Genomic DNA, 13845 nt, shown 5'->3' with positions numbered 1-13845 from the left:
ATTTGTATCAAATCTTTGACTCAATGTGTTGAATTTGTCCTACTTATATATCCAAAAAAACTACTTGATAGAGGGTGTGGTTACCACAAAATATTAAGACATCCTGGGACAACGCTGATTTCGAAGCTGTCAGAGATCCCCCGACCATCACCATCTGTATGAAAGTGTACCGGCCTGGAGGTGTGCACCGTGCAGCGATCAGTTTGGATGGTCTTCACATATCGACTTTTAAGAATATTCCCTGAAAAAACCTTTAATAAAAAGGACGGCAATAATGTCATTGGTACTTTTTGAATCAATGTGATGTCCAATAATTGATCCTCCAGGCTGGCCTTAGGTGCTACGATAGCATTATTACCATATTGACTTGCATTGGCTATAGCGAGTTGAAACAAATCCTCGTGAAAGGTTTGTTGAAGCGCAACAATCTCCATACTTACAGGGGGATATGCGGCATATTCTGTATGGATGAGTTTCATATAGTTGCGCATGCCCCGTTTACCGTCCTGCCCAAATTTGGTAGAAATATAGCCATCAAACCCAATACCGGCTACATTAAAGGACCAATGATCATTGATCAAAATCGCGTCGATCAGTTTACTTTTCTTCAGAGCAAGTCTATTCAGTGCGCCTTTGAGATTCCTGGGCATATGAAAATGCCGGGCAAGCCCATTACCAGATCCCCTTGGAATAATACCTAGAAAAGCGTCGGTATGGACCAGATTTTTGGCAAGCGTATTTACAGTACCATCTCCACCGATAGCCACAAAATATTTAGTGCCTTTGGCCAACTCCTGGCGGATGATCTGTTGAGTCTCATCAGCGTGTTCGGTTATATATACATCAGCCAGGAAGTCCAATGACTTTACTTCCGAACTTATTCTTTGATGAAGTTCTTTATTGCTTTTACGCCCGGATCGGCTATTGATGATGAAAACAAATTGGTCCAAATCGTGGTAAAGATAGTAGTAGGCCGAGATATGGAGTTGATCCTTTGTAAATTGACCAGGTTTTACGATATCATCCAATCCATGACTCTGTTAGTCCTCGCAGCGGACTCTCCGGTACTGGGACAGGTGCCCCTCCCCCGGAGGTCATCGACTATAGTCTGTATCAATGAATATTGGATGTTTTTTGGAACTTCAAAAGTATGTCTTACCGGTGCTTGATCATCAAGATGGATCGTCACTGAAGAATCACCAAAGTAGGGAAAAGAAATAGTGCCTTTGCTCCCATAGATGGTCGTGACTTCTTTTTCTGCAGCAGGGCTCGTGGTAAAACACCAGGATCCTTGCCCGGGCATACCACCCTCAAACTGAAACTGACCCAATACGATATCATCTGCTGCGTATACACCTGCTTGATTGAGATGATATGCCCTCGCGTGCACGATAGGACCAAATAACATGTCCATAATATCCAGTTGATGGCTGGCCAGGTCATTAAAGTACCCTCCGCCTGATCTCACTGGATCGGTCCGCCAATGATCGATTCCCTTATTTTTAAAACTCAGATCCTGCTTAATAGATTTATGTAGCTGAATTTCCACAAATCGGACATCACCTATAGTACCCTCTTCAAGCCAGCGTTTAATAGCCAAAAAATTGGCCAGGGCCCGACGATAATAAGCGACATATAAAGGGACACCTGCATGAGCACAAGCATTGACCATATTGATGCATTGGTCATAAGACATGGCCATCGGCTTTTCGACATACACTGGCTTGCCTGCTGCCGCTACTTTAAGGGTATACTCCTCATGCGAATCTGGTGGTGTCGCGATATAGACCGCAGTGATATCCGGATCATTGATCAGGGCGTTGGCATCATCATACCACTTGGGCACGCCATGCCTTTGCGCATAGTCCCGTGCCATTGCACCATCTCTTCTCATCACTGCAGTTAGCTGAGATCCTTCTATGAGGTTGAAGGCGGGTCCGCTTTTTATTTCACATACATCACCGGCTCCGATGATCCCCCAGGATATAGACATAGTTGATCGTTTTAATTCTCTGACAATATAGGGACAGCCATCTGGATATGACAAAGTTTATATTTTAAAAAATAAAGGTTTAGCCGAAAATGCAGCGGCTTAAACCGATTGATAGGATAAAAAAGGGACAGTTCCTTCAGACCAAATAATTCAATCATCAAGATTATCTCAGCTCATTTATCAAATCTTATAGTCCAACCAATTTGTCCGCTCAATGGCCTATTGGTAATTTATATCAATATTGGGATTGGCAGGAATGGCCTGTTTATCCACTATGGAGTAATGCATGATATCAACGCCAGCCAGAAAAGTATGATTAACCGAAGGTTTATAATGAGCATAGGTCTCCAATAAAGTCCAGTATTGGAATAAGGTTTCAAAAACTGTCTTCTTTTCCCCTGAGACGCTATGACCTCCCGTTTTGGAGAGTACCCGCTTTGGAGGAGTTATACTCCGACCTAGCACTTGTTGCCCCGTTTCACCCTGTTTCGGAGGAGTTTTACTCCGACATTCTGTAGCGTACTCTGTTTTGAAGGAGTTTTACTCCGACTCTCCATCATCAAATTCCAACCTACTTCACCTCACGAAAGCTATTTTAATGACTTTGGTATCCGGCTGCTCCAGACCATCCCCTGCACTGATCCATACGGTATAGATGCCACTGGCGACTTTGCGGCCAGATAGGTCTAAGCCATCCCAGACATAAAGGCCTCCATTAGACTTTCCTTGATTGACCAGGTGCCCTCCAAAATCGGTGATTTTCACATTGGAGTTTCTTCGAAGACCTTGTACAGAGACAGGACCCTGGTACTCTGGTCTCACCGGGTTGGGAAATGCATAGATATCCCCATTTTGATTGGATCGTCCCCCTGCAGTAGCTTCTGTGCGGATAGACTGTATCCCATTGCCGGTACCTATAAACATTTCGCCTGTTAAGGGTTGGTATCGGAGTACAGTGATCAGATCATCAAATAGTGGACTATTATCTATCGTGTATTGATGCACCAGTTGATCACCTGATGCTGATAACACGAGGATCCCATGGCGTGTGCCAAACCATTTTCTATTGGCACCATCGATTGCTATACATTGCACATCCTCACTACCCAAAAGGCTGCCACCGAGGTCCTGCTGTACTATGACGCGTTTTGAACCGGTACAGGCTGCTTCAAATATGGATTCTCCGCATTCGAATACAAATACGCCCTTATTGGTTCCGACCCAGACACTGCCATCCAGGTCAGTGGCTATAGTATTGATGATATTGGTCTCCAGTACGCTGTTGCTGCTGGTAAATATTTTGTACCGGTCGTCCGAGGTAGCATCCACATCCGTACCCGGATCATATACGACTAACCCCTGGCCAATAGACGAAAACCATAAGTATCCCACTGAGTCTGCACTACATGCCAGCAAGTTGGTATTGGAAGGAGTCGAAAAACTTTTCCAGGAGCCATCTTTTTTCATGACAGATATAGGCCTTTCTGCCAGGTAGTTTGACATCCAAAGATTTCCCTGGCGATCATATGTGAGCCCGCCGATCCTTGTTCTGGCTGCATCCCCAACAGTACCTTGAAGACTGCTGTTGCTTTTATCAAATATTTTGATCACTGGCTTATCCGGATCATCCATATTACATTGCATGAGACCACCCCAATAGGTTCCAATATATAAGGTACCATCTACCGGGTCTATGGCCATTTTGTAAAGATCTATGAGGTCAGCTTTTTGGATGTCCTTATTATTGCCGCGGTTATAATATCTCCAGATACCATCTATCAATGAAAAAAAGCCATCTCCCCGGAATAAATAACCATAGGATGCATCTATGCCCCCTGCAGCTACATATACCTTGTCCTGATACAAGGCTATATCGGTAGAATAAGGACTTAGAGGAGTATTAAAATATTTAAAACTACAGCCCTCATTGATTTTATTGTTTGATCGGAAAGCCTGGAATCTGTCCGCAAACCAGCCTCTACTTTGTTCGTCCACGATACCATAAAGAGGTCTGGGTACACAGGAAGTGGATAGGGAGCTTATATTTTTTTGTCGGTCTACCATCAATAAAGTCCCATCGCAATCACCCTTACAGCTACTGCCCACCAGCAGCAGATTGGAGGTACCGCTGAGATATTGAATAGTATGGCCACCCTGCTCCACCAATAATTTGGCTTCGTCTAAGCCGTTCCAACTGAGGAGTTTTGATCCGGATCCAAGATAGAGGAGATCATTAAATGTTTGAATGGCCTGGTATGAACGGGATCCCAAAGACAGGGCTTGTGACCATTGACCAAAATCACTCATATTAAACCGGGTTTTATCATTTGCTATAAAATACACACCACTTTCGGTAGCTGCATATATTTTGTCCTGGTACAAAGTCACTTCATTGACAGGTACGCCGGTAAATGCTGTAAACCCAAATTCCAACTTTGTGAGATTAAGCTCGACGATGCCAAATCCGCATGCCAGGTAAGCCATCTCTCCATTTACAGGGACATGCATTCTATATATAAATCTGTCCCCCAGAATGCGGGTATTTCTCAATATATCCGGGAGGTTTATCACTTCGCCGGTGGTCGGATCATAAAGGTCTATATTGCTGTTTTGGTAAGCTATCAGCAGATGATGGTGCTTTTCGTCCCAGGCCAATGCCTGAATACTATTATCGCTCAATCCCGCCACTTTGGTCACAAACCTGACTTCTTCATTTGATTTGTTGATGATAACCAATCCTCCGTTGGTACCAAAGAATATATCATCAGTACTCTGGGTCACAAAATTGCCGGTAGCATGGGACATATAACTCTTCCATTGGCCGATCCGTTGATCAGATTGTGTCCATACCTGAATGGGAAGGATAAATATGAATATCAGAATACGAAATAAGGTCAAATGATATTGATTGAAAGGGCAAAAATAGCCTAGAATTGATTGAGATACCTCCATAACGTATAATTCATCTAACTCTTTACGATATTAGCTTATTATTTATACCATATATATATGTATGTCATCTCCTGCCTGCCATTTGATCAGCTCTCTCCTGCTGATCTATACGAAATCCTAAAACTGAGGCACCTGGTCTTTGGTATTGAGCAGCATTGCCTCTATATAGACGCCGATGGGTATGATCAAGCGGCTTATCACCTTATATTTAAAAATGAAGTGGGTCAGATCGTAGCTTATACGAGGTTGTTTGGTTTAAACATGCCTTATGCAGGCTACCTCTCGATAGGAAGGGTAGTGACACATCCGGATTTTAGACAAATCGGTTTAGGTAAAAAATTAATGAAGGAATCAATTGAAAGAGTGCGGAACCTTTTTGGAAAACATCCGATCAAAATAGGGGCACAGGGGTACTTGACAGTATTTTATAATGCTCTTGGATTTAAAGACATAGGAAGTTATTATCTGGAGGATGGTATACCCCATCTCAAAATGGTACTTGACTGATCTTGTAATACAATAATAAGAATGTTAGAAACAAACATATTATCTAAAAAAGATATTTGTAAAATTTTAACAAATAGCACTTTCGGCGTAAGATTGGCTGATTCTATCGAAAAATAGTCCTGTTTTATCTACTATTACTGACGCATAGTATAGTATCTGCGCTTTCTATCAGGATTTAGCGCAATTTTGCGCCTTATTATTAAGAAATTCAACAGCTATGCGTCCTTTCTCTCTCTCTCTTTTACTTTTACTCCTAACTTTTACTATTAAAGCCCAATTTCCAGGTGCAGGCGGTGCAGCCAGCCCTGCCATCACTGGCAAAATCACTGGTTCTATCATAGACAGCACTACCCGGGAGGTGGTAGAGTTTGCAACCATAGCACTTCGTAGGACCGGCAATACAAAAGACATCAATGGTACCTTGACTGATGAGAAAGGAAGTTTTAAACTGGAAAATGTATCAGCAGGAAAATATACCGTGATCATATCTTTCCTCGGCTATAATACCAAAACGATCACTAATATCGAACTCACCCCAAAACGGCCTGATGCCAATATCGGTACAGTCATGCTTGCTCCAGAGGGGGTAGCCTTGAGTGAGGTCACCGTAGAAGATCAGGCCAGCCTGGTAGAAAACAGAATAGACAAACTCGTCTATAATGCGGAGAAAGATGCCAGTTCTGCTGGGGGCAGCGCGGTGGATGTCTTGCAAAAAGTACCTATGCTTTCCGTAGACCTGGATGGTAATGTCAGCCTTCGTGGTAGCCAGAGCATCAGAATATTGATCAATGGCAAGCCCAGCGGAATGTTTTCATCCAATGTGGCTGATGCCTTGAAGATGATCCCTGCAGATCAAATAAAAAGTGTGGAAGTAATCACCAACCCATCTGCCAAATATGATGGCGAGGGTACTGGTGGTATCATCAATATCATTACTAAAAAGAAGAATGCCCAGGGGACCAGCGGCAGCATCAACTCTGCTATAGGTACCAGGCAAAATAATACTTTCCTCAACCTGGGCGTGCGTAAAGGCCGTTTTGGTCTGGCAGGTGGCGGTGGATCATTTTGGGGCTGGCCTGGCAGCGGCACCAATACGCTTCAGAGAATTAACTATGTCAATGGTCTGTCTGTGACTACGGACGAAGCAGGTACCAATAAGACATCCCGGCTAGGTTATTTTGGCAATATGAATGCTGACTATGATTTTAATGCTTTCAATTCAATCTCCAGTACGTTCAGGGCCAATGGGTTTACGATGGATCAAAATTCAACCACAGCAGTATCCATAGCTGATCAGGTTCAAAGCCAAAACTTCAATTACGATAGAATAAATACAGCCAATAATGGTCGGGGTGGGTTTGACTGGAATACTGATTTTAAAAGGACCTTTAAGAAAAAAGATCAGGAATTGGGGTTTGCTTTCCAATGGAGCAATAACAAAAGTATTACGGACAATCTATTCATCACTGAAAACAGTCCTTATTATAATTTTAATCAGAAAAGCAATAATGATGGTATCAATAATGAATATACATTCCAGGTAGATTATACGCACCCCTTTTCTGCCAAAGCTAAAATGGAAATAGGTGGTAAGACTGTCATCAGGCATATCAATAGCGACCTTAATTATTTTAATTTTAATCCTGACCTCAATGAATATATCGCAGACGCCGGCCGTCTCAGCCTCTTCAAATACAGCCAGGATGTCACAGCAGGCTACGCTTCATTTAATGTAGGCCTCAGCAAGACGGTTAGCTTGCTGGCAGGTGCACGCCTTGAAAATACCGTCATCAACGGCAAATATACCCAGGGTGCTGGAGATCCCTTTTCCAATGACTATGCCAATGTACTGCCCAATATATCGATATCAAAACAACTACCTAAGTTCCGAACGATCAAGCTGGGTTACTCAAAAAGAATTCAACGACCCAGTTTGTTTTATATCAATCCCTTCCAGAATGCTCAGGATACCCGCAATATCACCGTAGGCAATCCGACCCTCAACCCCGAATTGACCGACCAGGTAGAATTGGCACTAACCACCTTTTTGAAAGGGTCTATGGTCAACCTTGCTTTTTATGCCAAACATACTAACGACATTATTGAAAATTTGACAGAAATCCAAAATAACGGATCCTCGATCGCTACCTATAAAAACGCTGGAGACAACTATTCATATGGATTCAATGCTTTTAGTTCCGTCAATCTTTCTAAAAAATGGACTTTAAGAGGTAATGTCAATGTCGGTTCTTACAATACTGTCAGTGATCTTACCAAAACCAATTTTAGCACAGGAGTTCAATACAATGCTTTCCTGATGTCATCTTTTGATTTTAAGAAAAATGGGTTGAAAGCTGACCTGTTTGGCATCTTCAACTCCCCTCGTCGATCACTTCAGGGCACGACTCCATCATTTTCTATGTATTCTATGGGGTTAAAAAAGGAGATTTTAAAGAAAAAGGGGACATTAGGCTTCAGTACGACCACTCCTTTTACCAAATATAGAGCCTTCAAATCAGAAATTGAAGGCGACAATTTTAAACAAGTCTCTAACTTTAAAATTCCATTTGCCTCGTTTGGTGTAAGCTTTAGCTATCAGTGGGGCAAGATGAATTTTAATGCTCAACCCAAAAAACGTGGAGTTAAGAATGATGATCTTAAGCAAGGTGAAGGTGGCGGCGATATGGGAAATGGAGGAGGTGGTGTACGAAATTAATTCCTTTTCAAGTCTAAGGTATTTCTTTAGGATTTGTTAAGGAATAAAGATTAATACTCATCTGTATAAATATCCTTCCGATCGGTCTAATAAAACCACTTTATACATAGTATCTTTCTGAATCATATGATTTTGTGAGCATATGGCTTTAAATTTGTGCAATTCATGAAAATACATCACGCATTCTTACTTGTTGCCATATTATTATCTGGATTGTCTCAGTGTAAAAAACCTCAGCCTGCTGAAGTAATGGCCGTGCCCAAACCAGCTACTGCCGGTCCCAGTTATAGTGCTATCATAGCCAAAGGATATGTGCTTAACAGAGAGATTCAGGCTCCTGGGAGCATCCTGGCAGAAGAAAATACTAATCTGCAATCAGAGATCTCTGGTCGCATCATCGGCATCTATTTTAAAGAAGGCAATTCCGTTTCTAAAGGGGCTCTCTTATTTAAATTATACGATGGAGATCTCAAAGCCCAACGCTCCAAACTCGAAGTTCAACTCAAAATAGCCGAAGCCAGCGAGGGTAGACAAAAAGAACTTTTAGCCCTCAATGGTACCAGCCAACAGGAGTACGATCTGGCGACCTTGCAAGTCAGCAATATCAAAGCTGACCTGGACCTCAATAGTGTCAGTCTAGGCAAAACTGAAATCAGAGCACCTTATGCAGGAAAAATCGGACTTCGAAATGTAAGTTTAGGCGCATATATCACTCCACAAAATGTATTGGCCAATCTGGCGCAGATCAGTTCACTTAAAATAGAATTTAACGTATTGGAAAAATATGCCCAGGACCTCAAAGTAGGCCATACCGTCCACTTTAATACGGAGACTTCCGATCGAACCTATCTTGCAAAGATTACCGCTTTTGAAAATACGTTGACCAATGATACCCGACAACAAAAATTGCGCGCCCAGGTCATCAAACCTGATCAATATTTGACACCAGGTAGTTTTATATATGTCAATTTTGGGGTAGGGTCTCAGGAGCCCACGATAATGGTGCCAGCTCAAGCCATTATCCCGGAAGCAAGAGATAGGAAAGTTATATTGAACAAAAACGGAACGGCTGTCTTTGCTACTGTGGTGACAGGATACAGAGACTCTTCCAGGGTGGAGATACTCTCTGGGCTTCAAATCGGTGATACCGTAGTTACTTCAGGGCTGATGGCCATCCGTCCCGGAAGCAAAATCATCGTTAACGTTGTCGAATAAAACTGCTATGGTTAGCTCAAATAATTAAAATCGTTATTACTTAGTAAACCATGAATATATCAGAGATTAGCTTACGAAGACCGGTTTTTGCCATTGTGCTTAATCTGATCATTTTATTATTTGGGATTATAGGGTTTAAATTTTTAGGAGTCAGAGAATATCCTGCGATCGACCCGCCATTGATCAGTGTACGCGCCTCTTACCCAGGAGCCAATGCAGATATCATTGAATCCCAGATCACTGAGCCCTTAGAAAAAGCGATCAATAGTGTACCTGGTATTCGCAATGTCACTTCCAGTAGTTCGCAAAGTAGTTCCAGCATCAATGTTGAATTTGAACTTGGAGTCAATATGGAAGAGGCGGCCAATGATGTCAGAGATAAAGTATCTCAAGCTGCCAGAAGCCTTCCTCCGGATCTGGAAACTCCTCCTGTGATCTCTAAAGCAGATGCCAGTAGCGACCCTATATTAAGTATGACGATTCAGAGTCGAAACAGAAATCAGCTGGAGCTCACCGAGTTTGCCAATAACATTTTGGTAGAACGACTTCAGACCATACCTGGGGTGAGTAGTGTCCAGATTTGGGGTGAAAAAACATATGCCATGCGGATATGGTTGAACCCTGATAAAATGAATGCATTTGGGGTTACTGCCAAAGACATCCAAATGGCATTGCAACGTGAAAGTGTGGAAATACCCAGCGGAAAAGTGTCTGGAGATGCAATCGAATTGAGTATTCGCACCTTCGGCCGACTGAATACGGAAGAAGAGTTTAACAACGTAATCATCAAAACCACAGAGTCAAACATATTAAGATTAAGAGATGTGGCAGAAGCTGTTCTGGGTCCGGAAAATGAAGAGACGGGCTTTAGAGAGAGCAATGTACCCATGATAGCTATGGCAGTCATTCCGCAGCCGGGCAGTAATTATGTCAATATTTCGGATGAGTTTTATCGCAGAGTAGAACAAATCAAAAAGGATGTACCTGATGACTTTAAGATAGGTATTGCTGCAGATAGTACCAAGTTTATTAAAAAATCTATCGCGGAAGTAAAAGAGACGCTTTTATTATCCCTTGGTTTGGTGATAGCTATTATTTTATTTTTCTTCAGAAGTATAGGGATAGCGATGAGGCCCCTGCTTGACATTCCAGTTTCGCTGGTAGGTGCGTTTTTTATCATGTATCTCTTTGGATTTTCGATCAATATATTGACGCTATTGGCTATTGTATTAGCTACCGGACTCGTCGTAGATGATGGAATAGTAGTGACAGAAAATATATACAAAAAAATAGAAGCAGGCATGAATAAATATCAGGCTGCCAGAGAAGGTTCCAAAGAAATATTTTTTGCGGTCATTTCTACATCTATTACCCTGGCGGTAGTGTTTCTACCAATAATTTTTCTACAAGGTTTTGTAGGTAGGTTATTCAGAGAATTTGGGATCGTAGTGGCTGGTGCTGTTTTGATTTCGGCCTTGGTATCACTGACACTAACCCCGGTGCTAAATGTCAAACTTGCCACACAAGCTCATCACTCCTGGTTCTATAAAGTCACCGAACCTTTTTTTAAAGGGATGGAAAATGGATACCGTTGGTCCCTCACTCAATTTATTAAAATTAGATGGGCTGCTTTTTTGATCATTTTGGGTTGCGCTGCGATAATTTATTTTATCGGTAAAGATATTCCTTCCGAATTGTCCCCATTAGAGGACCGAAGTATTTTTAGATTATCTGTGACCGCACCTGAAGGTACTTCTTATGAGTCCATGGATCGAAGTATTGAACAAATTACCCAATATGTAATGGACAATGTCCCCGAAAGAACTTCTGTCATGAGCATGACTGCTCCTAGCTTTTCGGGCAATGGTTCGGCCAATTCTGGATTTGTAAGGGTCGTGCTCACTCCGCCCAGTGAAAGATCACGCACACAAGCACAGATTGTCCAGGCGGTGTCTAAAAACTTAAGTCAATTTACGGATGTACGTATTTTTCCAAGTCAGGAACAATCCATTAAGGTAGGTCGGAGGAGTAGTTCTCAACCGGTGCAGTTTGTGATTCAAAACAACGATTTTGAAAAAATTAAAAAAGCTTTGCCCCTGTTTTTAGAAGAAATTAGAAATAGTCAAATATTGCAAAACGCGGACGCTGATCTCAAATTTAACAAACCAGAACTTCGTATCCAGGTCGATCGGCTTAAAGCGAGTGAACTAGGAGTCTCTATTGGTGATCTATCGGAAGCTTTACAGTTGGCGCTGAGCAATAGGCGACTAGGATATTTTATAAAAGATGGCAAGCAGTATCAGGTGATAGGTCAGGTTGAACGCAAGGATAGAGATGATCCAAGTGATCTTAAAAGTTTTTATGTTCGTAATAGTAGAGGGGCATTAGTATCTCTTGACAATCTGGTATCCATGTCAGAAGAAGTTACGCCCCCTACACTATATCATTTTAACCGGATGAAAGCTGCTACGATCAGTGCTGGATTGGCTGAAGGCAAGACTACAGGAGATGGTATCAAGGAAATGGAACGTATTTCTGAGAAAATTTTAGATCCTACTTTTACAACTGCTCTGAGTGGGACCGCCCGGGATCTGGCAGAAAGCTCAGGCAATACGGGCTTTGCTTTTGGTCTGGCACTCATCTTAATATTCCTGGTATTGGCAGCCCAGTTTGAAAGTTTTATTGATCCGCTCATTATCATGGTGACCGTCCCATTGGCTATTGCGGGAGCTTTGCTCAGCCTGTACTTATTTGATCAGACGCTAAATATTTTTTCTCAGATCGGTATGATTATGTTGATAGGGTTAGTGACTAAAAATGGAATATTGATCGTAGACTTTGCCAATAAAAAGCAATTGGTAGGTGAGGACAAAAAACATTCCGCCATTGATGCTTCTGTGATGCGGCTTAGACCTATCCTGATGACCAGTCTGGCTATGGCTCTTGGGGCCCTCCCCCTGGCCTTGTCATTGGGAGAAGCCTCTACCTCTAGGATACCCCTGGGAATCGTCATCGTGGGTGGTATTATTTTTTCCTTAATCCTTACACTCTTTGTCATACCGGCTATCTATACATATTGGAGCACAAAAAAGAAGGAATTGCCATTAGAATTGCAATGACTTTAATTACATCGACATGAATAAAAGATTTTTTCCTATTATTTTATTAGTATTCAGCTTAAAGATCTATTCTCAGGATATTCTTAGCCTCGATGAAGCCATTACCCAGGCATTAAGTCAAAACTATAATATCCTGCTCTCTGTCAACGACAAAGAAATAGCGCAGACTGCCAACAGTTGGTATGCCGCAGGCAAATTGCCTTCAGTTACAGCCAATGGTGTATGGAACAACTCTATCACAAATCTTCTTCAAAAACTATCGAATGGTACTGTAATCGAACGCAATGGTAATCGAACCTCTGTAATAAACCTAAATGGTCAATTCAGCTACAGGCTATACGGAGGCAAAAGGGTCTTTATTGCAAAAAAAAGGCTGGATATCCAAGAGTCTATCGCTGAGGAAGCGCTTAAGCAAGATATAAACCAGGTCGTATTTGATGTGACTAATAGCTATATTAACATCAACAGATTGATCAAACAGAAAAGTGCTATACAGGAGACCATTTCATTTTTTGAAGAAAGGAGTAAACTCTCCCGATCCAGGTTTGAAATCGGTACGGCGGGAAAAAATGATTATTTGCAATCACAGATAGACCTCAATGTGCAACGAAATAATGAGATCAATCTGACCAATAATATTGCGCTGGCTAAAATGGATCTCAATCAACTTTTGGCCCGCGACCCCAATACACCTTTTGAAGTGCAGGATATCATTGTTCCTGAAACGCTCCCTACACAAGCAGAAGTGATGGAGGCCATCGAATCCATCAACCCACAAATCACGCTCTTAAGATACAATCAACAAATCCTGGAGCAGAATGCACTTGAAATAAAAGCACTCCAAAAGCCCAGCTTATTTGCTAATGGTTCGCTTAATTTTAATTATAATAACAGTAGTGCAGGATTCAACCTATTCACTCAAAATTATGGACCCCAGGCGGGACTCAGCGTCTCCGTGCCCTTGTTTACCAGGGCGCTTGCCAATCAACAAATTAAGATCAATGCACTTGATTATAAAAACCAGGGGCTTCAAATAGATGCATTAAAACATTCTCTGCAATCTTCTGCTGCCGAATCGTATCAAAATTATAACAATGCCTTACAGTTGATCGAGCTTGAAGAACAAAATCTAAACATCATCCGTGAGCATAATAATATAGCTATGGAACGCTTTCGCAAAGCGACTATCACTACAGTCGAACTCAGACAAGCCCAGCTCAACCTGGTTGAGGCTCAAAACAGGATTATAAATGCCCGATATATTTTAAAACAAAGCGAAGTCCGGCTATTGTATGTCATGGGAAGGCTGATCCAATAAGCACAAATAAACTTTACTTCAAGTG

The 13845-nt window shown here is 42.0% G+C and carries 8 protein-coding genes; 5 read left to right on the top strand and 3 right to left on the bottom strand.

What is annotated here, in order from left to right; all coding sequences use genetic code 11:
- Window positions 1-80 precede the first annotated feature (80 nt).
- From IPJ09_14730 to IPJ09_14720, 3 genes are all read right to left on the bottom strand, one after another.
- Window positions 81-1028, bottom strand: a complete 948-nt coding sequence (locus tag IPJ09_14730) for a hypothetical protein (protein ID MBK7372663.1) — start codon at window positions 1026-1028, stop codon at window positions 81-83.
- Complete coding sequence (locus IPJ09_14725; GenBank protein MBK7372662.1) at window positions 1013-1993, bottom strand: Gfo/Idh/MocA family oxidoreductase; 981 nt, start codon at window positions 1991-1993, stop codon at window positions 1013-1015. The genes IPJ09_14730 and IPJ09_14725 overlap by 16 nt, the downstream gene beginning before the upstream one ends.
- Before the next feature lie 576 nt (window positions 1994-2569).
- Window positions 2570-4891 carry a hypothetical protein gene (locus tag IPJ09_14720; GenBank protein ID MBK7372661.1) on the bottom strand — a complete coding sequence of 774 codons (2322 nt, stop codon included), beginning with the start codon at window positions 4889-4891 and terminating at the stop codon, window positions 2570-2572.
- 111 nt (window positions 4892-5002) lie between these two features.
- On the opposite strand from IPJ09_14720, the gene IPJ09_14715 reads away from it, so the two are divergent.
- The 5 genes from IPJ09_14715 to IPJ09_14695 all read left to right on the top strand — a co-directional run bounded on the left by IPJ09_14715 (window position 5003) and on the right by IPJ09_14695 (window position 13820).
- Window positions 5003-5452, top strand: a complete 450-nt coding sequence (locus tag IPJ09_14715) for a GNAT family N-acetyltransferase (GenBank protein MBK7372660.1) — start codon at window positions 5003-5005, stop codon at window positions 5450-5452.
- Window positions 5453-5669: 217 nt separating this feature from the next.
- Window positions 5670-8168, top strand: coding sequence for a TonB-dependent receptor (locus tag IPJ09_14710; protein MBK7372659.1), 2499 nt, complete (start codon window positions 5670-5672; stop codon window positions 8166-8168).
- Between the two features lie 165 nt (window positions 8169-8333).
- Window positions 8334-9383: an efflux RND transporter periplasmic adaptor subunit gene (locus IPJ09_14705; protein ID MBK7372658.1), complete on the top strand. Its 1050-nt coding sequence runs from the start codon at window positions 8334-8336 to the stop codon at window positions 9381-9383.
- A 50-nt stretch (window positions 9384-9433) separates the two neighbouring features.
- A complete protein-coding gene (locus IPJ09_14700; protein MBK7372657.1) occupies window positions 9434-12502 on the top strand; it encodes an efflux RND transporter permease subunit in 3069 nt (1022 codons plus the stop codon).
- 16 nt (window positions 12503-12518) lie between these two features.
- On the top strand, window positions 12519-13820 hold the full coding sequence (locus tag IPJ09_14695) for a TolC family protein (protein MBK7372656.1): 1302 nt from the start codon (window positions 12519-12521) through the stop codon (window positions 13818-13820).
- The last annotated feature ends 25 nt before the right edge of the window (window positions 13821-13845 follow it).

The sequence above is a fragment of the Saprospiraceae bacterium genome, from assembly GCA_016709995.1.
In the GTDB taxonomy this organism is placed as follows: domain Bacteria; phylum Bacteroidota; class Bacteroidia; order Chitinophagales; family Saprospiraceae; genus JADJLQ01.
Note: the sequence above shows the minus strand (reverse complement) of the source record. Positions and strands in the feature narration are given on the sequence as shown.